We start from the raw sequence: 18,055 nt of genomic DNA on the forward strand, positions 1-18,055 counted from the left end.
CCACGTTTATATGAATCCGCAGCGCGGGTACATGCCCTTGCCGTCGCTTATGTTCTTGTTTTGCCGGCCAGCCGGCCCCGTGCCGGGGGCGGGCTGGCCGGGGAGTACTTAGTTCGTCTTTGTTACCTTGCTCAGGTGGCGTGGCGCATCCGGGTCCATGCCGCGCGCGGCCGACAGCTTTGCCGCCATCACGTAGAAGGACTGGATGGCAACGATCGGATCGAGATCCGGCGTGGCCGACACGGGCAGGGTCAGGTCGCGCTCGGCCACGTCGGCTGGCGCCGCCAGCAGGACCTTGGCGCCGCGGCCGCGCATTTCGCTGGCCAGTTGCAGCAGGCCGGCCTGGGTCGGGCCGCGCGTGGCGAAAATCAGCAGCGGGTAGCCGTCTTCGATCAGCGCCATCGGGCCGTGCTTGATTTCGGCGCCGCTGAAGGCTTCCGCCTGCAGGGCCGAGGTTTCCTTGAATTTCAGCGCCGACTCCAGCGCCACGGGGAAGCTGATGCCGCGGCCCACGACCATGATGTTGCGGGCAGGAGCCAGCACGTCGATGGCGGGCGACCAGTCGACGCGGGTCGCTTCGAGCAGCGCTTCGGGCAGCGCTTCCAGGCCCGCCTGCAGTTCAGGATCGTTCTGCCATTGCGCGACCATGCGCGCGCCGGCGACCAGGCTGGTGATGAAGCTTTTCGTCGCGGCGACGCTTTGTTCCTTGCCGGCGCGCAGGGGCATGGCCCATTCGGCGGCGTGCGCCAGCGGCGACTCGATATCGTTGACCAGGGCCACGGTGGTGGCGCCGCCGTCGCGGAAGTAGCGGATCGGTTCGACCACGTCAGGGCTCTGGCCCGATTGCGAGATCGAGATGGCCAGCGTGTCGCGCGTCACCAGCGGCGATTTGTTCAGCGTGACCAGCGACATCGGCAGCGAGGCGACGACACGGCCCAGGCGCGCCATGATCAGGTAGGCGACGTAGTTGCAGGCGTGGTCCGAGCTGCCGCGCGCGATGGTCAGCGCGGTCGAGAACGACGTGCTCCTCAATTTGCGGCCCAGTTCCGCGTAGCGTTCCGTGTCGCTGGCCAGTTGCAGGGCGACGCATTCGGCGGCGGAAATGGCTTCTTTAAGCATCATTGAGGTCACAGATTTCTCCTTCTATATACACAGCTTTGAGTTTGAGATCGCGATCGAGTACCACCAGATCGGCGTAAGTACCGGGGGCCAGCCGGCCACGTTCTTCCAGGCCCAGGTAATCGGCGGCGTTGGTCGACACGCGCTTGGACGCGTCGGCCAGGTCCAGTCCCAGTCCCACCAGGTTGCGCAGCGCCTGGTCGAGGGTCAGGGTGCTGCCCGCCAGCGTGCCGTCAGGCAGGCGCACGCCGCCCATGCATTTCTGCACGGCGTGGCGGCCCAGCATGTATTCGCCGTCCGGCATGCCGGTGGCGGCGGTCGAATCGGTGACGCAGTACAGGCGCGGAATGGCGCGCAGGGCCACCTTGATGGCACCCGGATGCACGTGCAGCAGGTCGGGAATCAGTTCAGCGTATTCGGCGTGCGCCAGCGCGGCGCCAACCATGCCCGGCTCGCGGTGATGCAGGCCGCTCATGGCGTTGAACAGGTGCGTGAAACCCATGGCGCCGTGTTCCAGCGCGGCCACGCCGTCTTCATAGGAACCCAGCGTGTGGCCGATCTGCACGCGCACGCCGGCGTCGGCCAGCGCCCGCACCAGGTCCAGGTGGCCGGCGATTTCCGGCGCCACGGTGATGACGCGCAGCTTGGCCAGGGTTTGCAGGCGCTCGATCTCGGCCAGCGTGGCGGCGCGCGCGTAGTTGGGCTGCGCGCCAAGCTTGCCGGAATTGATGTACGGGCCTTCCAGGTGGGCGCCCAGCACGCGGGCCGTGTTCGGGCGGCGGTCCTTGGCGGCGGCGCCGATGGCCGTCAGGGCCATGTCGATGTCTTCCGGCGGCGCCGTCATGGTGGTGGCCAGCAGGCTGGTGGTGCCGTGGCGCGCATGGATGGCGGCGATGGCGTAGACGGCTTCGCCGCCTTCCATGATGTCCTTGCCGGCGCCGCCATGCACGTGCAGGTCGATGAAGCCGGGCAGGATGTAGTCGTCGCTGTTGGTCGACGGGTGGACGGAGCCGCCCTCGATGCTGTCGACTCTTTCGCCGAAGGCGATGGCGCCGTGGATCCAGCCGCCGGGGGTAAGGATATTGCCTTTGATTGTGCTGCTCATCTGCGCGACTCCGCTACGAATTCATAATAATCACTGCGGCAATACGAGTGGGTCAGTTCCACCGCCGCGCCGTTGTCGAGATAACTGACACGGGTGATGTGCAGCATGGCTTCACCCGTCTTGATATTGGCCAGCTTGGCCTGTTCCGCCGTGGCGTTGACGGCGCGGATATGCTGCAGCGCGCGCATCGGGATGGTGCCGCGCGATTCCAGGTAGCCGTACAGCGAATCGGTGACCTGCTGCGGGTCCGGCATGTACAGCGCGGGTATGGTGGTGGTCTCGATCGCCATCACCACTTCGTCGGCCGTGCGCAGGCGGCGCAGGCGCGCCACCGGCATGTGCGGCGACAGGCCCAGCGACAGCAGCTCCAGCGGCGCCGCGGCGCCGATGTCGCGCTGCAGCCAGCGCGAGCCGGCCGTGAAGCCCCGCTGGCGCAGTTCTTCCGAAAAGCTGGTCAGGCGCGACAGCGGCTGTTCCAGTTTCGGCGTGATATACGTGCCCGAACCGCGCTTGCGCGTCAGCATGCCCCGGTCGCACAGCATGTCGATGGCCTTGCGCGCCGTGACGCGGGAAATTTCCAGGATGTCGGACAGCACGCGCTCGGAAGGCAAGGCCTGGTTGGCGCGCCAGTCGCCGCTGGCGATGCCGTCCGACAGCATGTTCGCCAGCTGCATGTAGAGCGGCGTGTCGCTGGCGGGATTGGGTTTGAAGGCCGACAGTTTGGCTAGCATGGCGATGGCTCCCGCAAGTGTTTGCGTATCAGGCGCAGGCCGCCTGCCGCCGAGTCGCCCTGTGCCGGCACGACCAGTTTCAACAATTCCGCCGGCAGGTAGGCCGACAATGGCGCCGCCAGGCCGCCGCACAGGGCCACCGGCAAGCTGCCCGCCGGGTCGAGCGCCCTGGCGATCAGCGCTACCTGCTGGCCCGCTTCGACGAGGATGGCGCGCGCCACGGCATTGCTGGGGGCGTGTTCAAGCACCAGGCGCGCCAGCTGCGCGAAGGTGGTCTGGCTGGCAGCCGCCAGCCACACCTGCATGGCGTCGCGCTGGCCGCCGCAGGCGTGGATGATGGCGGTGGCAAAGGCGCTGCCGGGCACGCGGCCGTCAACCACTTGCTGCGCGTGGTTGATGGCGCGCATGCCGATCCAGGCGCCACCCGCTTCGTCGCCGGTGGGGAAGCCCCAGCCGCCCACTTCCTGGCGGCTGCCGTCGGCATGCAGCACTTCGCCCACGCTGCCCGTGCCGATGGCCACGATGGCGCCCGGTTCGCCCGCATGCGCGCCCAGCAGGGTGGTCAGCGCATCCGATTCGAGCGCCACATGGGCGTATCCGGGATTGTGTTCGACGAAACTGGCGGCCCACTGCTTGTTGTGCACGCCAGCGAGGCCCAGGCCGATGGCCATGCGCTGCAGGGACGGCTGTTCCAGGTCGGCGGCGCGGAAGGCCAGGGTGACGGCATGCGCCACAGAAGTCCAGGCGCGGTCGATGCCATGCGCCAGGCCGGACGGGCCGCTCTGGCCCTGGGCCAGTTCCTGGCCATCCGGCCGCGCCAGGCGTACACGGGTGCCACTGCCCCCGCCGTCGACGCCGATTATGTATTCGATCATGTGTTTGCAGTCCGGCTTATGGTTGATTGCGCCTGTCTCGGGTTTTTATTTGTCGGGCGGCGAAAAAGCTGAAGGCACTATATTGTTGCCTCGATGGCTTGTCAACAGGTATTTAAGTGGTATTGTAAATTGGTGTAAAGGCGCTGCGGGGCTGGCCTTGGGAATGTGTTTAAGTTGTTGTTATTGAAGGGTTTTTTCTTTATGGTAAATGGTATTAAAATTGGCCTTGTTTAATGCCAATTTTTCTCAAGTGGTACACGCATGGGCGCGTGATATTGCTTTCACGCATGCTTGGCAAGCCCGGCCATCAAGAGTAGAGTCCGCCTTTTACACCTGAGTTGGAAGAGCATGATGAACGACAAGGCAGCAAAGAGCGCGTACTGGGACGACTGGCAGCAAGAGGCGCTGGCCGCTGGCGTGTCGGCGCCGCTGGCCGCGCTGGGCGTGGAATTGATGCGCACGCACCGCAAGAACCGCTGGCCGAAGGATTTCCTGGGCCGCGAAAGCGATGGCCCGGTCATGATCGAGATGTGCCTGGAAGATGAAGCGGAAACGGAACTGTTCTTTATCGAGAACCTGTATCCCTACGATGCGGCGCTGATCGAGAAGACCCGCCGCCGCCTGTGCCTGCATTGATCACGCCTGCGGTGTGACCGGAACGGCCGCCTTGCGCGGCCGTTTTGACGTCAGAGACTGAACTTTTCGCTGCTGACGCGGGTGTGCATGCGCAGGCTCAGCAATCCAACGGCGACCAGCAGCAGGGAATAGGTGCTCGGCTCGTGCGGAATGCGCGCGCGCAGCGCGCTGCGCGGCGCTTGAAAGCTAGCTAGTTGTATGGCGGCGGAATTTGCTGCCTGGTAGCCGCTCCGGGTGCCGGGTGCTTGCGCCGCGCCGGCATGGGCGCTGGCCCAGAACGACAGGGCCGCGCTCAGCAAGATCATTGTTCTCATCATGGTAGGTCTTTGTCCAAGGCTGCACTGATTCCACCTGGTCGCGACGCACGCCGGCCAGTTCCTGTCCCCAGTTGTATGCTTGGTGCCAGCGCGCAGTCAGCTGCACTGGAAAGATATCTTTTTATAAAGTGCGTGTATTAAAACATAATAAAGTGAAAATGCAAACGTCTTTTTTCACATAAGTGCATGCGGGCCGCGCGCGCTGCCGCACCGCTTCCGTTGCACCTGGGAAATGACGTGGCATTTTCATGGGGCGGTGTCATAATGGTTGCGGCATCCCCGCCCAGGCATGGAGTAGATAATGAGCAAGGCACAGGACAGCAAGAAAGAAGCCAAGAAAGAACCGGCCAAGACCATGAAGGAAAAGAAGGTAGCCAAGAAGGTCAAGAAAGAAGAGCGCAAACGCTGATCATGCGTGCATGCCGTTTCCTGATGCGGCCATGGCGCGCGCCGGCCCTGCTGGGCTTGCTGGCCCTGTTGGGCGCTGGCGCGCCCGTCTCCGGCGTGCTGGCGCAGGCCAAGCCGCCGCCGACGACATTCGGGCAAGTGGTGGGCAATGCCGTGCTGTGCGTCGACCAAATCGACAACAAGGCTTTTTATGCGTATCTGCTGACGGCCTTCGGTCCCGCCTACAAGCACGAGGGCGGCGCCTACTGGTTCCGCACGGATGCCAGCCTGTGGGGCGCGCCCGTTACCGATGTGATCGTCAGTGACGATACCAGTCCCCTCGTCTTCATGGGCGTGGTGGCGGACACGACGCCGGAAAAGCTGGAACCGGCCATCCGCAGCGCCTCGGGCATGCGCTTCAGCAAGCTGGATAATTCCGCCTTTCCTGTCCGTGGTTCCGTGCCTGGCAGTAAAATCGTCTACTTCCGTAGCAAGGCTAAAGTCTATTGCGCCAAATACAAGCCATTGCCGCCCGCGCAAACGCGGTAAGCCCCTGGCTTGCCGAACCAGCTTGCTGCAGCGTATTTTGATCGTTCCACCGCAGGGTCTCCATGTACACGCATTATTTCCAGCTCAAGCAATCGCCGTTTTCGATCGCCCCCGATCCCCGTTACCTGTACATGAGCGACCGCCACCGCGAGGCGCTCGCGCACCTGCTGTACGGCGTGGGCAGCGGCGGCGGCTTCGTCCTGCTGACGGGCGAAATCGGCGCCGGCAAGACCACCGTGTGCCGCTGTTTCATGGAGCAGATCCCCGAGAATTGCCAGCTGGCCTATATCTTCAATCCGAAACTGTCGGTCGAGGAATTGCTGCATTCCATCTGCGAAGAGTTCGGCATTGCCCTGGCGCCCGAGGTTGCCAGCGTGAAGGGCTATGTCGACGCCATCAATACATATTTGCTGGCCAGCCACGCGCAGGGCAAGAACAATGTGCTGATCATCGACGAGGCGCAAAACCTGTCCGCCGCCGTGCTGGAGCAGCTGCGCCTGCTGACCAACCTGGAAACGAGCGAGCGCAAGCTGCTGCAGATCATCCTCATCGGCCAGCCGGAATTGCGCGCCATGCTGGCCCGCCCCGAACTGGAGCAACTGGCGCAGCGCGTGATCGCCCGCTATCACCTCGGTTCCCTGTCGGCTGACGAGACGGCCAGCTACATCCATCACCGCCTGGCCGTGGCGGGCAGCACGGCGCAGATGCCGTTCGCGCCGCGCCTGATGGCGCAGATCCATGCGCTGAGCCACGGCGTGCCGCGCCGCATCAATTTGCTGTGCGACCGTGCGCTGCTGGGCGCCTACGTGGAAAACCAGCCGCAGGTGACGCGCCAGATCCTGCGCCGCGCCGCCGAGGAAGTGTTTGCGGAAGAGGGCGCCAAGGCGCCGGCGCAGGGCTTGCGCTGGCCGCACGTGGCCGGCGGCGTGCTGGCCGGCGCCGTCGTGACTGCCGCGCTGGCCTGGCATTTCATGCCACGCGCACCGGCCGTGGCGTCCGTGGCGAAAGCGCCCGTCGCGGTCGCCGCGCCAGCTGCCGCGGCCGCACCTGTCCCTGCATCCGCCGCCGCGCCTGCCGTTGCCAGCGTGCCGGACCGCAATGCCGTGCTGCGCCAGCTGGCCATCCTGTGGGGCGAACACTTGCCTGATGGCGACGCGTGCCAGGCTGCCGCCAAAGCAGGCTTGCGCTGCCTGTCCAGCCGTGGCGGCATCGCCGAACTGCGCGTGCTGGACCGGCCCGCCATGCTGGTGCTGCGCCAGCCGGCGGGCCAGGAACAGCTGGCCCTGCTGACCCGGCTGCAAGGCGAGACGGCCACCGTGGCGATCGGTGGCAAGCAGCACAGCCTGCCGCTGGCGGAACTGGCGCAGCGCAGCGATGGCGGTTTCACGACCTTCTGGCGCGCGCCGCGCAACTGGCGCGACGAAGTGCCCGTGGGCGCCCGCGGGGCCGACGTGGACTGGCTGGCGCAGCGCCTGGCGCAACTGCACGGCATGCCGGCGCCGCAGGCGAATCAGCCGCTCGATGCCGAGATGCAACGCCTGCTGCGCGACTTCCAGCAAAGCCAGAACCTGAAGGCCGATGGCCTGGCGGGACCGAAAACTTTCATGCGCCTGATGCAGCTGGGCGATAACGCGGAGCCGCGCCTGGCGGGCGCCGCTCCCGCCGTGTCCGCGCCTGCCGCGACGGCAATGGTGGCAGGGAAATAAGATGTCTTACATACTCGAAGCACTGAAAAAATCGCAGGCCGAGCGCCAGCTGGGTGAATTGCCCTCGATCCATGCGCCACAGGTGCAGCTGCAGGGCGGCATGGCGGCCAGCAGCGCGCGGCGCGGCCCCGTCTGGCTGGCGCTGGGCGGCATCACCTTGGCCGTGGCCGCCGCCTTGCTGTGGTGGCAGCCCTGGCAGGCCCCCGCGCCTGTGCCTGCGCCGGTCCCCGTGCTGGCGGCAGTGGTGCCGCCCCCGACGCCGCCTGCCGCTGCGCCGAAGCCGGTTCCGCAAGCAATCGCGGCGCCCGTGGTGGCCGCAGCGGTAACGGCGCCGGCAGCCGCACCTGCGCCCCTGCCTGGAGCGAAACCTGCGCCGCAACGCGAAGCGCCGCCGGCGCCCGCCGTCGTGCCCGCTCCGGCCATGCCAGCGCCAGTGCCAATGCCTGCCGTGCCTGCGCCCGCGCCGGCAGGCGACGAGGCCGTGCCCGGCATGCGCGACTTGCCCGAGCCGATACAGCGGCAGATTCCACCGATCGCCATCGGCGGCTATATCTATTCGAAGAATCCGGCCGACCGGCTGTTGCTGATCGATAAGGTCTTGCGCCACGAGGGCGAAGAACTGGCGCCAGGCCTGGTCCTGGAAAAATTGCAGCCGAAGGCGGCCATTTTCAGCTTCAAGGGTTACCGCTACCGCGTGCCGTACTGAGGCGGTTGTAACTGGTTGACTTGTCGCGCCTCAAGGCCTGGCGCCGCTAGCTGAACCATACTGGCGGCGCCTGGTCGAACCAGGGTTGCCGCGCCTGTGCGCGCGGCCGGAGAGTGCTGATGACCGCTGCTGAATCTGTCTCTGCTGACCTGGCGCCGGGAAACCTGGCGCAGATCGATCACATCGTCGTGCTGATGATGGAGAATCGCTCCTTCGACCACATGCTGGGCTACCTGAGCCTGGAAGGCGGGCGCAGCGACATCGATGGCTTGCGCGCCGGCCATGCCAACGTGCATGCGGGCGTCACCTATCCCGTGCACCATCTGCGCCGCACGGCGTTCGGTGCGCAGCAGGACCCGTCGCACACGGGCATGTCGGTGGCGCAGCAGTTGCAGAACGATAACGGCGGCTTCGTCGACGACTATGCGCAGACGCATCCGGGCGACCCGGATATCGACCTGGTGATGGGCTACTACAACGGGACCGACCTGCCCATGTACGACTTCCTGGCGCAGCAGTTCTGCGTCTGCGACCGCTGCCATAGCTCGGTGCCGGGCGCCACCTGGCCGAACCGCCTGTATGCGATCAGCGGCAGGGCGGCCGGCAGCAAGGATAGCAAGCGCGTGCCCCTGTATGCGAACAAATCGTTCGTGCGCCAGCTGGAGCGCAATCTGGTCAGCTGGAAGTTTTATTCCGCCTGGAAGCCGTGGAGCCTGGCGCTGACGGATGACCACTACCGCTCGTCCGAATTCTACGAGCCCTTCGGTTCCAGCCAGCGCCGCTATGGCTTCATCGGCGATGCGCTGGCGGGCACCTTGCCCGCCGTCAGCTGGATCGATCCGCATTTCTTTGTCAATGATGACCACCCGCCTGCCGACATCCGCGCGGGGCAGGCGCTGGTGGCGCAGGTGTACCAGGCGCTGGCGCGCGGCCCCGCCTGGCAGCGTACCCTGCTGATCCTCAGCTACGACGAGCACGGGGGCTTCTTCGACCACGTGCCGCCGCCCGCCGCCATCGACGACGATCCCGCGTTTCGCCAGTTCGGCGTGCGCGTGCCCATGCTGCTGGTGTCGCCATGGATCGCCGCCGGCAGCGTCAGCCACGAGCTCTACGATCACACCTCCATCATCAAGACCATCCTGCAGCGTTTTTGCCGCGCCGCCGACGGCAGCTTGCCCGACATGGGCGCGCGCGTGGCCGCTGCCAATGGCCTGGGCGCGATATTGCATCTTTCCGTACCACGCGCCGCACCCGCCGTGCCCGCCAGCGTGCAGGCCCAGCGCGCGCAGTGGGAAGCCGATCTGCGCGCCATGGACTTCGCCACGTCGCTGGCCGCTGGCGATGCGGCGTGCGCGGATGCCGCCACGGTGTCCACGGTGCCCGCCATGTCCGATGAGGAGGCGGGAGCGATTGCCGCGCACCGGCAACTGGCCCGCACGGCCAGGAATGCGCTGGCGGCAAATGGCAAGACGGCGCCGCAGTCGGTCGCCCGGCGCCGGCGCGGCAAGGGCGCCGCGCAAGGCGGCCTGGCCGCCCGGGTGGCTGGCCAGGGCGTGGCAGGGGATGGCGGCAGGCCGGATGGCGAAGGCATGGGCTGATGGCGCGATCGTAGCGGCGGTGCAGCCGCGTGTTTCGCATGCTGCCTGTCCGATTGCGAAATGCCTGACCTGCCACGGCCCGGGCAAGGGCGGGGCTGCCGACGTGCCCTTGTGCGGGGGAGTGGCTGCGTATAATGGGCCATACTCACTCAAGGAATGACCCATGCACGATGCAATGCCCGCGCACCCGGTACTCGGTGTGATTGGCCGCTCCGGCAGCGGCAAGACGACCCTGCTGGAATTTGTGGTGACGGAAATGGCGGCGCGGGGCTTGCGCGTCAATCTGGTCAAGCACAGCCACCATGACCTGGCGCTCGAACCGCCGGGCAAGGACAGCGCCCGCCTGCGTCTCGCGGGCGCGGCGGAAGTGCTGGTGGCGTCGCCATATCGTTTTGCCATCGTGCACGAATTGCGCGGCGCGCCGGAGCCCAGCCTGGCGCAGCAGTTGGCCCGCATGGGGCCGGCAGACCTGACCCTGGTGGAGGGTTTCAAGACGGACCCGATACCGAAACTGGAAGTGTTCCGGCCGGAAGTGGGGCAGGCGCCCCTGTATCCGCACGATCCGCATGTGATCGCCGTGGCTTCCGACAGTCCCGCGCCCGCCGATTTGCGCGACGGCGTGCAATGGCTGGACTTGAATGCGCGCGAACTGGTGCTGGAATGGCTGCTGCGGCGGCTGGAAAAATAAGGCTAAAGGTTTGTGATCGTTGTCCGTTAACAAGGGTAGAACCTCATTGGAGAAACGTATGGACGTCGGAAGCATTGCTCAACTGTCAACCACGATGGCGGAGACAGGCACGCGGCAAGCCGTCGGCTTGACCGTCCTCAAGAAAGCCCAGGATATCCAGAGTTCCACGGCAAACGCCTTGCTGGAAGCCTTGCCACCAGTGCAGTCGTCGGCGAGTCTGCCGGCGCACCTGGGTAACCGCATCAACACGACTGCCTGAGCCGTACCCTGGCGCCATCGCGGCGCCAGCCATGCCCACGCTACCGTTCGCCACGGTGGCGCGTGGGCATCGCATGCTGTTTTTTGACCGCGTTTGCTGCCTTTCCCCATTTATCCTCTTCCTCCGGCTCCCCATCGGCATGCCGCATGCGGCCTTGGCTGCAGCATTATTCGCCATGGCGCGGCCGATTCAGTAGAATGACGTGCATTGCTTCCTGGCTGCCGGCAGTGTTGCCAGGCGCCTTGCCGTATTTCCTATTACCCCGACCATGCCAGAGGATTACCCATGAATAAACGTCAAGCTCTCGTCGCCGCCGCCCTCGCCGGCATTTGCGCCAGCACCACCGTGGCCGCCCATGATGGCCCCGCGCCAGGTGACAAGGAAAAATGTTACGGCGTGGCCAAGGCTGGCCAGAATGACTGCGCCTCGTCCGATGGCGCGCACTCCTGCGCGGGCCAGGCGGCCACGGACAACCTGCCCACGGAATGGGCCTATGTTGCCAAGGGTACGTGCACGCAGGCGGGCGGTTCGCTCAAGCCCGTCAAGGCCGCCAAGGGCACGAAGCCAGCCACGCAGCCATAAGCACTTCACGCAACATCGTGGAGCCGGGTTCCGCGCTTTCCGGCGCGGGCATCGGCTTGCGCGCCGGGCATTACCGCGACTTTCTTGCGCAGCGGCCCAAGGTGGCCTGGCTGGAAGTACATACCGAAAACTATCTGCAGCCATCGGGATGGGACTGGCAAGTGCTGCAGAGCCTGCGGCGCGACTACCCCATCAGCCTGCATGGCGTGGGCCTGGGCCTGGGCTCGGCCCGCGGTTTTTCCGAGCCGCACTTGCAGCGCGTGCGCGCGCTGGTGCAGCGCATCGAGCCGGCCATGGTATCGGAGCACCTGTGCTGGGGCGCCGTGGCGCATCAGCAACTCAATGATCTGTTGCCGCTGGCCTTGAATGGCGCGGCCATGGACTTGCTGTGCGCCAGGGTAGGCAGGGTACAGGATGCCTTGAAAAGACCGATCTTGCTGGAGAATGTCTCCACTTACCTGCGTTTTCGAGACGATGCCATGGGCGAGGCGCAATTTCTCGCCGAGCTGGCGCGCCGCAGCGGCTGTGGCTTGCTGCTCGACATCAATAACCTGTATGTAAATCAGTGCAACCACGGCGAAGATGCGCTGGCGGCCCTGCAGTGCATCGCCCCCGGCAGCGTGGGCGAGCTGCACCTGGCGGGCCACCTCGTCACGCCGCACGCCGTGGTCGACCACCATGGCACCACCGTCGCCGAACCCGTTTGGGACCTGTATGCGGCGGCCCTGCAGCGCTACGGCGCGGTGCCCACCCTGATCGAATGGGATACGGACTTGCCGCCCCTCGATGTCTTGCTGGGCGAGGCGGGCAAGGCGCAAACGATGCTGGCGCGCCATGCGCCGCATTCTCCATGGCAAGGCACGCTGGCGGCGGCGCCATCGCCCGTGTCCGGCGATGCGCTGGCCGCGGACCAGCAGGCATTTGCCACGGCCCTGCTTGATCCAGCCTGCGACACGGGCCGGCTGTGGCAAGGCCAGGAGGCCGCATCGGCGGCGCGCTTCGGCCTGTACCGCGGTCAATTGAATGCTACCTGGCGCCGCACCCTCGGCCACGCCTATCCCGTCGTGCTGGCGCTGGTGGGGGAGGAGTTCTTTGCCGGCCTGGCGCGCGCGTATGGCAGGGAGCATCCGTCAGATAGTCCCGACTTGAACCAGTTTGGCGCCCGTTTCGCCGATTTTCTCGCCACCTTCCCGCACGTGGCGGATTTGCCCTACCTGCCGGACATGGCGCGCCTGGAATGGGCCTTGCACCTGGCCCACTACGCGCCCGATGCGCAGGGCGTGGGCCCCGAGGCGCTGGCCGCATTGAGTCCGCAGCAGCTGGAAGCGAGCCGCTGGGCCCTGCATCCGGCCTGCACCCTGCTGGCGTCACGCTGGCAAGTGCCCGCCCTGTGGCAGGCGCATCAGGAGGGTGACGGGCAGGGGGAGTTTCCGCAAGACCTGCAGGCAGCCAGCCATGCGCTGGTTTGCCGTCCCCGCTGGAAGGCGCAGGTGCTGGCACTGGATGCAGCCGCGCATGCGGCACTGGGGTTGCTGCAGCAGGGGCGGCCGTTCGGCGCCGCGCTCGATGCGGCATTCGAGCGCGATGAGGATTTTGACCTGGGCGGACAGTTGCGCCTGTGGCTGGCGCATGGGCTGCTGGTTGAAATATTGCCTGGCTAGTCGAAGGCGCGCAGCAGGCGTGCTTCGCCGGACTGGTCCTGGTACAGGGCATTGGCGGCCGAGGTGGCGTCCATCATGCGCGTGACTTGTTCTTCTTCAAAACGGGCAAGTTCGGCAGTGGCCGCGACGAGGGCCAGCTCCAGCCTGGCGCGCGCGCTCTGGTACAGGGTGCTTGTGTATTTGTCTGTGTTGCGGAGCAATTCTTCCGCATTTTCTATGACTTGGCGCAAGTCGCCGATCAGGCGCTCCTGGCTGCGCGTACCTTGTTCGGGATGGTCCATGGCGCTTCCCTTCCGCAATCGATATTCAATGACACAACGCTGGCAATAACGCTGGCAATCACGACATGTTGCAGCTTGATCAGGCAGCCGATGGCGGAATGACGGGCAAGACGCATGGGGCTGCTCGCGCGCCCCATGCGGGGATCATGCCGGGCCGACGACCGTGATGCGGATATCGCCCACGCTGACGACCTGGCCGGCGCGGATCTTGGCCGTCTTGCGCAATTCCTTCTTGCCATCGACCTTCACCACGCCGCTATCGACCATGACCTTGCCTGCGCCACCGCTGTCGCACAGGCCGACCAGCTTGAGCAGCTGGTTCAGCTCGACGAACTCGGATGTTAAATCAAAGCTTACTTTTTGCATTGTATCCCTTATTGCAATGATGTGTTTTCAACACTTGATGACGGCGTCAACCAAGTTGTTAGTTTACATGAAGCCGTCCGGGATGCAGGCAGAGCCTCAGCTTTTGTTGGGGCGCGTCATCTCCAGGGGCACGATCCAGGCACTGAATTGCTCTTCAGTAACAAATCCCAGGGACAGCGCCGCCTCCTTCAGGGTCGTGCCTTCGTGCTGGGCCTGCTTGGCGATTTGTGCCGCCTTGTCGTAGCCGATATGCGGCGCCAGGGCCGTCACCAGCATCAGGGAGCGCTCCATCAGCTCGGCGATGCGTTCGCGGTTCGGCGCGATGCCGTGGGCGCAATGCTCGTCGAAACTGCGCATGCCATCGCCCAGCAGGCGCGCGCTTTGCAGGAAGTTGTGCGCGATCAGGGGCTTGAAGACATTCAATTCAAAATTGCCCGAGGCGCCGCCCACCGTGATGGCGACGTCGTTGCCGAAGACCTGGCAGCACAGCATGGTCAGCGCTTCGCACTGGGTGGGGTTGACCTTGCCCGGCATGATGGAGCTGCCCGGTTCGTTTTCGGGGATGGTGATTTCGCCGAGGCCCGAGCGGGGGCCGGATGCCATCCAGCGCACGTCGTTGGCGATTTTCATCAGCGCCGTGGCCAGGGTTTTCAGCGCGCCATGGGCGGCCACCAGCGCGTCGTGCGCGGCCAGCGCGGCAAACTTGTTGCTGGCCGTCTCGAAAGGCTGTTTGGTGAGCCGTGCCAGTTCGGCGGCGATGCGGTCGGCAAATTCCACGTGGGCATTCAAGCCGGTGCCCACGGCGGTGCCGCCGGCAGCCAGCTGCAGCAGCGGCGGCAAGGCAGCCGTGATGATGTGCTCGGCAAAGTCCAGCTGCGCCACGTAGCCGGAAAATTCCTGGCCCAGGGTCAGCGGGGTCGCATCCTGCAAGTGGGTGCGGCCGATCTTGACGATGTCGGCAAATTCCGCGGCTTTCGCATCGAGCGTGGCGCGCAGCTGGCGCAGCGGCGGCAGGACGGTGTTGGCGACGGCCACTGCCGCCGCCACATGTATGGCAGTGGGAAAGATATCGTTCGAGGACTGGCCCAGGTTGACGTCGTCGTTCGGGTGCAGCAGGCGCTCGGCGCCCCGCAGACCACCGATCAGCTCGGAACCACGGTTGGCCAGCACTTCATTCATGTTCATATTGCTCTGCGTGCCCGAGCCCGTCTGCCAGACGGCCAGCGGGAATTCCCCGTCATGCTTGCCGGCCAGCACTTCGTCGGCTGCCTGCGTGATGGCCACGGCCTTCTTGCCATCCAGCAAACCCAGGTCCAGGTTGACGTGGGCGGCCGCGCGCTTGACGGTGGCCAGGGCGGCGATCAGTTCGGGCGGCATCTTTTCCGTGGAGATATGGAAATGTTCGAGCGAGCGCTGCGTTTGCGCTCCCCACAGCCGGTCGGCGGGTACGTCGATCGGGCCGAAACTGTCGCGTTCGATTCTGCTACTCATGGCATCCCTTTCATCGATGGAGGTGGATCGAGTGTACTCCAGACGCCAAAAAGGCACAGGATGATGCTGTATTGCATCATTTCTCCAGCATTCCCTCTCTATTTTTACGCTTTCCTGCCGTTAAAGATGAGCGAGTCCCGTTTATTTACCCTGTTATCAAAGCGATCAGCCCATGCCCCGTAGCGCCTTTTTCCATTCGACCCTGATCGCGTGCGCCGCCGCCAGCCTGGCCTTGCCGCCGGCTATGGCGGCCGAACTGGGCGAGATGACGGTACAGTCGCATGTGGGCCAGCCCTTGCAGGCCGAGATCGAGCTGACGGCACTGGCGCCCGAGGAGGCCAACGGCGTGGCCGTGCGCCTGGCTTCGCCCGACGTGTACCGCGGCGGCGGCATCGGCATGGATGCGGCCCTGAGCACATTGACCATCACGCCGCTGGAGCGGGGCGGGCACCGCTACGTGCGCGTGTCTACCCAGCAAGCGATCCAGGCGGCTCACGTGCATCTGTATCTGTTGCTGGGCAATGGCAACGCCGCCATCGTGCGCCTGGCAACGCTGTGGCTGACGCCGGCGCCACCGCCGCCGCCTTCCCTGGTGGTTGTCGCGCCGGCCAGGCCTGCGCCGTCGCTTGCCGCGCCGCCGGATGCCGCCATGCTGGCGGCCCGCGCCCGCGCGGAAGGCATGCTGCGCCCGCCTGCCGTCTTCGTGGCGCCGCCAGCCGCACCCAGGGCAGCCGCCGCCGTCATCCGCCCGCCCGCGACGGTGGGCCCGCCGCCGCTGCGCCGTCCGGCCGTGCCCGTGGCGGCCTGCGCGCCGCAGGCGGATGCGGCCCAGGCTGAAGCTTGCGTGGCGCTGGACCAGAAGAACGCGGCCCTGAATGACAAGCTGGGCGAACTGGAAGGCAAGATCGGCGCCCTGCAAAAGGCGCTGGCGCAACCTGTCACGACGGCCGCCTTGCCTGCCGCCGCGCCAGCCGTGCCGCAGCCTCAGCATGCCAAGCCCAAGCCCCTGGTGCCGGCGGCGGGCGAGAAGGAGAAGAAGGCGGGCGGCAATGGCTTGCTGTGGCTGGGCATCGGGACGCTGGCCTTCCTGCTGCTGACAGCCGTGATCGTGTATCTCTTGCGCAAGCGCAAGGAGGCGGGCCAGGCGGCGGCGCCGTCGAAATACTGGGTGCTGCTGCGCAAGCCCTTCCGCCGCAAGCCGGCGCCGCCCGTCCTGACGGAGGCAAGGCAAGAGTCCGGGGAGCGCGAGCCGGAAGCGGAGCCGTTTTCGCGTTAAGCGCTGCGGTGATTTGATATGAAAAAAGATATTGAAAAAATACATGGAAACGCTTGCCAATAGCGTTGCCTATTTTTCAAAGATGGCGATATAATTAATTCAGTGGACTTGCTCTACGACAAAACAGCTCCTGCCTGGCGCAGTCACCAACGATAGTGTGGCGCGGCAAACAGGTGTAGCGTTGCATAAACGCCTGGGGCTGGAAGCGGTCTGCGATGCCAACGATGTGCTCGCGGACGCCGGATGCAACCGGCAGCGAGGCGACGCCAGGAGATACCTGGGGTTCGCCTTCCACATTCCCCTCCATGTCCTGGACGCCGCGAACAGCAACAGATACGCGGCAAGGGCATGGCGGCAGACGTAAAAAAAGCACCCGCGGGTGCTTTTCTGTTTTCTGCTGCGGCAATCTTACATATTGGCGCGGGCTGCCGGCATGGCGCTGGCCATCTGCGCCATCCACGGTTCCGTGATGGTACGGATTTCGCGGTCGTTCGCCAGGATCTGCTTGAGCAGGTCGATCTTGCGCATGCGCGCGGCGCCGGCCAGGGCAGGCACATTGCCCGGCAGGGTAGGGCTGGCGGCACTGGCGCACTGGTTTTCCAGCGTGTTCAAGCCATCCCAGTCACTCGCTCGTGCGGCCACGACCATTTTGTTGGTCATTCCTGCAATATTTTCGTACATCGAGAGAACGTCGTTGGAGGTCATGAGCACACCCGTAACTAGTGAATGGATTACCGCTTGTCCAGATTAACGGCAGCTTCACGGGGAACTTGAGGGTGTTTTTGAAAAAAAGTGAAAATAATTTGGCTTATTTTCCGAAGCTCGCCCGCATCGCCCGCCAGGCCACATGGATGCCGGGATGGCAGGCGGCGATGCCGGCGGGCGGCGGCCTTATTTGACCAGTTCTTCCAGTCCCGCACTCAATTCGGCGGGCGGCGGCATTTTGTCGACCAGCACGGACGGCGGCAAGCCCAGCGCTTCAGCCACCTCGCCGGGATAGCACGCGATGATTTCTTCATTGCTCAGCTGATTTTCATCAATGCGCGCGCGCCAGGCGGCCAGGTGGACGATGGCGGCCAGGCGGTTCAACGGCGTTTTCGCCAGCGGGTCGGGAAAGGCGGCGATGGCGTCGGCAAAGGCGGCGGGAAATTTCCAGCGCCGCGCCAGTTCGGCGCCCACGTCCGCATAGCTGTAGCCCAGCGAGACCCGTTCCGCATCGAGCCGGCGCGCATCGAAGGGCGGGGCGATCTTGTCGAGCTGCATGGCTTGCTCGGGCATGGCGGCGTGGATCACCAGTTGGCCGATCGCATGCATCATGCCGATGGTAAAGGCCAGCTCCTGGTTGTCGCCCGTCTGCCTGGCGATCCAGCGGGCCGAGACGGCGCTGTGCAGGCTGTAGCGCCAGAATTGCGGCAAGTTCAAGCCGGGCACGGCCTTGAAACCGCTGACCAGGCCCGAGCTGATGACCAGGGTGCGCACGGTGACAAAGCCCAGCATCAGCACGGCGTCTTCCACCGTGCCGATGCTGCGCGACACGTGGTAATAGGCGGAATTGGCCAGGCGCAGCAGCTTGGCGCTCAGGGCCGGGTCCGCGCCCAGCTTGCGGGCGATGTCTTCCGTGGAAATGGCGGGGTTGTCGAAACTGCGCACCAGTTCATCGACGATCTTCGGGGCGGTAGGCAGGGCATGGGGATGCTGGAACAGCGCTTCCAGTTGCATGGC

Annotated in this window: 20 protein-coding genes; 10 read left to right on the plus strand and 10 right to left on the minus strand. The window is 65.3% G+C overall.

Going from position 1 to position 18,055, the window contains the following annotated elements:
- Window positions 1–108 precede the first annotated feature (108 nt).
- From ACZ92H_RS25090 to ACZ92H_RS25105, 4 genes are read right to left on the minus strand one after another with little or no spacing between them, the layout of a single operon-like run.
- Entirely contained in the window at window positions 109–1,122 is a 1,014-nt protein-coding gene (locus ACZ92H_RS25090) for an SIS domain-containing protein (RefSeq protein WP_131373937.1), read from the minus strand.
- Complete coding sequence (gene nagA, locus ACZ92H_RS25095; protein ID WP_131373936.1) at window positions 1,112–2,224, minus strand: N-acetylglucosamine-6-phosphate deacetylase; 1,113 nt, start codon at window positions 2,222–2,224, stop codon at window positions 1,112–1,114. The genes ACZ92H_RS25090 and nagA overlap by 11 nt, the downstream gene beginning before the upstream one ends.
- Window positions 2,221–2,955, minus strand: coding sequence for a GntR family transcriptional regulator (locus tag ACZ92H_RS25100; RefSeq protein WP_070282815.1), 735 nt, complete (start codon window positions 2,953–2,955; stop codon window positions 2,221–2,223). The genes nagA and ACZ92H_RS25100 overlap by 4 nt, the downstream gene beginning before the upstream one ends.
- On the minus strand, window positions 2,949–3,830 hold the full coding sequence (locus ACZ92H_RS25105; protein ID WP_131373935.1) for a glucosamine kinase nucleotide-binding domain-containing protein: 882 nt from the start codon (window positions 3,828–3,830) through the stop codon (window positions 2,949–2,951). The genes ACZ92H_RS25100 and ACZ92H_RS25105 overlap by 7 nt, the downstream gene beginning before the upstream one ends.
- Window positions 3,831–4,178: 348 nt before the next feature.
- Here ACZ92H_RS25105 and ACZ92H_RS25110 point away from each other — a divergent pair, with 348 nt between their 5' ends.
- Window positions 4,179–4,466, plus strand: a complete 288-nt coding sequence (locus ACZ92H_RS25110; protein ID WP_152285311.1) for a hypothetical protein — start codon at window positions 4,179–4,181, stop codon at window positions 4,464–4,466.
- Between the two features lie 50 nt (window positions 4,467–4,516).
- Here the strand turns inward: ACZ92H_RS25110 and ACZ92H_RS25115 are convergent, their stop codons facing one another.
- The gene (locus ACZ92H_RS25115; protein ID WP_131373934.1) at window positions 4,517–4,783 is read right to left on the minus strand and encodes a hypothetical protein; all 267 of its coding nucleotides are present in this window, start codon (window positions 4,781–4,783) and stop codon (window positions 4,517–4,519) included.
- A gap of 411 nt (window positions 4,784–5,194) precedes the next feature.
- Between ACZ92H_RS25115 and ACZ92H_RS25120 the strand changes: the two genes are divergently transcribed.
- From ACZ92H_RS25120 to bufB, 8 genes are all read left to right on the plus strand, one after another.
- On the plus strand, window positions 5,195–5,719 hold the full coding sequence (locus tag ACZ92H_RS25120) for a hypothetical protein (protein WP_131373933.1): 525 nt from the start codon (window positions 5,195–5,197) through the stop codon (window positions 5,717–5,719).
- A 62-nt stretch (window positions 5,720–5,781) separates the two neighbouring features.
- Window positions 5,782–7,425 carry an ExeA family protein gene (locus ACZ92H_RS25125; protein ID WP_465051406.1) on the plus strand — a complete coding sequence of 548 codons (1,644 nt, stop codon included), beginning with the start codon at window positions 5,782–5,784 and terminating at the stop codon, window positions 7,423–7,425.
- Between the two features lies 1 nt (window position 7,426).
- Window positions 7,427–8,131: a general secretion pathway protein GspB gene (locus ACZ92H_RS25130; protein WP_465051407.1), complete on the plus strand. Its 705-nt coding sequence runs from the start codon at window positions 7,427–7,429 to the stop codon at window positions 8,129–8,131.
- Window positions 8,132–8,250: 119 nt separating this feature from the next.
- The gene (locus tag ACZ92H_RS25135; protein ID WP_465051408.1) at window positions 8,251–9,729 is read left to right on the plus strand and encodes an alkaline phosphatase family protein; all 1,479 of its coding nucleotides are present in this window, start codon (window positions 8,251–8,253) and stop codon (window positions 9,727–9,729) included.
- Window positions 9,730–9,892: 163 nt separating this feature from the next.
- The gene (gene mobB, locus ACZ92H_RS25140) at window positions 9,893–10,417 is read left to right on the plus strand and encodes a molybdopterin-guanine dinucleotide biosynthesis protein B (RefSeq protein ID WP_131373929.1); all 525 of its coding nucleotides are present in this window, start codon (window positions 9,893–9,895) and stop codon (window positions 10,415–10,417) included.
- A gap of 58 nt (window positions 10,418–10,475) precedes the next feature.
- A complete protein-coding gene (locus ACZ92H_RS25145; protein WP_131373928.1) occupies window positions 10,476–10,676 on the plus strand; it encodes a YjfB family protein in 201 nt (66 codons plus the stop codon).
- A gap of 285 nt (window positions 10,677–10,961) precedes the next feature.
- On the plus strand, window positions 10,962–11,258 hold the full coding sequence (locus tag ACZ92H_RS25150; RefSeq protein WP_131373927.1) for a BufA1 family periplasmic bufferin-type metallophore: 297 nt from the start codon (window positions 10,962–10,964) through the stop codon (window positions 11,256–11,258).
- A 17-nt stretch (window positions 11,259–11,275) separates the two neighbouring features.
- Window positions 11,276–12,919: an MNIO family bufferin maturase gene (bufB, locus tag ACZ92H_RS25155; RefSeq protein ID WP_465051409.1), complete on the plus strand. Its 1,644-nt coding sequence runs from the start codon at window positions 11,276–11,278 to the stop codon at window positions 12,917–12,919.
- Here bufB and ACZ92H_RS25160 read toward each other — a convergent pair.
- From ACZ92H_RS25160 to fumC, 3 genes are all read right to left on the minus strand, one after another.
- Complete coding sequence (locus ACZ92H_RS25160) at window positions 12,916–13,200, minus strand: hypothetical protein (protein WP_465051410.1); 285 nt, start codon at window positions 13,198–13,200, stop codon at window positions 12,916–12,918. The two genes, bufB and ACZ92H_RS25160, sit on opposite strands and share 4 nt — an antisense overlap.
- Window positions 13,201–13,344: 144 nt before the next feature.
- Entirely contained in the window at window positions 13,345–13,566 is a 222-nt protein-coding gene (locus tag ACZ92H_RS25165) for an RNA-binding S4 domain-containing protein (RefSeq protein ID WP_034781865.1), read from the minus strand.
- Between the two features lie 96 nt (window positions 13,567–13,662).
- Window positions 13,663–15,057 (minus strand): class II fumarate hydratase, encoded by a 1,395-nt coding sequence (gene fumC, locus ACZ92H_RS25170; protein ID WP_131373924.1) that lies wholly within the window; start codon window positions 15,055–15,057, stop codon window positions 13,663–13,665.
- Window positions 15,058–15,229: 172 nt separating this feature from the next.
- Here fumC and ACZ92H_RS25175 point away from each other — a divergent pair, with 172 nt between their 5' ends.
- Complete coding sequence (locus ACZ92H_RS25175; protein WP_465051411.1) at window positions 15,230–16,333, plus strand: type IV pilus assembly protein FimV; 1,104 nt, start codon at window positions 15,230–15,232, stop codon at window positions 16,331–16,333.
- A 408-nt stretch (window positions 16,334–16,741) separates the two neighbouring features.
- On the opposite strand, the gene ACZ92H_RS25180 is transcribed toward ACZ92H_RS25175, so the two are convergent.
- Window positions 16,742–17,038, minus strand: a complete 297-nt coding sequence (locus ACZ92H_RS25180; RefSeq protein WP_131373922.1) for a flagellar protein FliT — start codon at window positions 17,036–17,038, stop codon at window positions 16,742–16,744.
- 186 nt (window positions 17,039–17,224) lie between these two features.
- Window positions 17,225–18,052, minus strand: a complete 828-nt coding sequence (locus ACZ92H_RS25185) for an HDOD domain-containing protein (protein ID WP_465051412.1) — start codon at window positions 18,050–18,052, stop codon at window positions 17,225–17,227.
- Window positions 18,053–18,055: the final 3 nt, after the last annotated feature.

The sequence above is a fragment of the Janthinobacterium foliorum genome, from assembly GCF_978021625.1.

Excerpts from the sequence above, each read along its gene's own strand:
- ACZ92H_RS25090 (WP_131373937.1), bottom strand. The coding sequence starts at position 1,122 with ATGATGCTTAAAGAAGCCATTTCCGCCGCCGAATGCGTCGCCCTGCAA.
- nagA (WP_131373936.1), bottom strand. The coding sequence starts at position 2,224 with ATGAGCAGCACAATCAAAGGCAATATCCTTACCCCCGGCGGCTGGATC.
- ACZ92H_RS25100 (WP_070282815.1), bottom strand. The coding sequence starts at position 2,955 with ATGCTAGCCAAACTGTCGGCCTTCAAACCCAATCCCGCCAGCGACACG.
- ACZ92H_RS25105 (WP_131373935.1), bottom strand. The coding sequence starts at position 3,830 with ATGATCGAATACATAATCGGCGTCGACGGCGGGGGCAGTGGCACCCGT.
- ACZ92H_RS25110 (WP_152285311.1), top strand. The coding sequence starts at position 4,179 with ATGATGAACGACAAGGCAGCAAAGAGCGCGTACTGGGACGACTGGCAG.
- ACZ92H_RS25115 (WP_131373934.1), bottom strand. The coding sequence starts at position 4,783 with ATGATGAGAACAATGATCTTGCTGAGCGCGGCCCTGTCGTTCTGGGCC.
- ACZ92H_RS25120 (WP_131373933.1), top strand. The coding sequence starts at position 5,195 with ATGCGTGCATGCCGTTTCCTGATGCGGCCATGGCGCGCGCCGGCCCTG.
- ACZ92H_RS25125 (WP_465051406.1), top strand. The coding sequence starts at position 5,782 with ATGTACACGCATTATTTCCAGCTCAAGCAATCGCCGTTTTCGATCGCC.
- ACZ92H_RS25130 (WP_465051407.1), top strand. The coding sequence starts at position 7,427 with ATGTCTTACATACTCGAAGCACTGAAAAAATCGCAGGCCGAGCGCCAG.
- ACZ92H_RS25135 (WP_465051408.1), top strand. The coding sequence starts at position 8,251 with ATGACCGCTGCTGAATCTGTCTCTGCTGACCTGGCGCCGGGAAACCTG.
- mobB (WP_131373929.1), top strand. The coding sequence starts at position 9,893 with ATGCACGATGCAATGCCCGCGCACCCGGTACTCGGTGTGATTGGCCGC.
- ACZ92H_RS25145 (WP_131373928.1), top strand. The coding sequence starts at position 10,476 with ATGGACGTCGGAAGCATTGCTCAACTGTCAACCACGATGGCGGAGACA.
- ACZ92H_RS25150 (WP_131373927.1), top strand. The coding sequence starts at position 10,962 with ATGAATAAACGTCAAGCTCTCGTCGCCGCCGCCCTCGCCGGCATTTGC.
- ACZ92H_RS25160 (WP_465051410.1), bottom strand. The coding sequence starts at position 13,200 with ATGGACCATCCCGAACAAGGTACGCGCAGCCAGGAGCGCCTGATCGGC.
- ACZ92H_RS25165 (WP_034781865.1), bottom strand. The coding sequence starts at position 13,566 with ATGCAAAAAGTAAGCTTTGATTTAACATCCGAGTTCGTCGAGCTGAAC.
- fumC (WP_131373924.1), bottom strand. The coding sequence starts at position 15,057 with ATGAGTAGCAGAATCGAACGCGACAGTTTCGGCCCGATCGACGTACCC.
- ACZ92H_RS25175 (WP_465051411.1), top strand. The coding sequence starts at position 15,230 with ATGCCCCGTAGCGCCTTTTTCCATTCGACCCTGATCGCGTGCGCCGCC.
- ACZ92H_RS25180 (WP_131373922.1), bottom strand. The coding sequence starts at position 17,038 with ATGACCTCCAACGACGTTCTCTCGATGTACGAAAATATTGCAGGAATG.
- ACZ92H_RS25185 (WP_465051412.1), bottom strand. The coding sequence starts at position 18,052 with ATGCAACTGGAAGCGCTGTTCCAGCATCCCCATGCCCTGCCTACCGCC.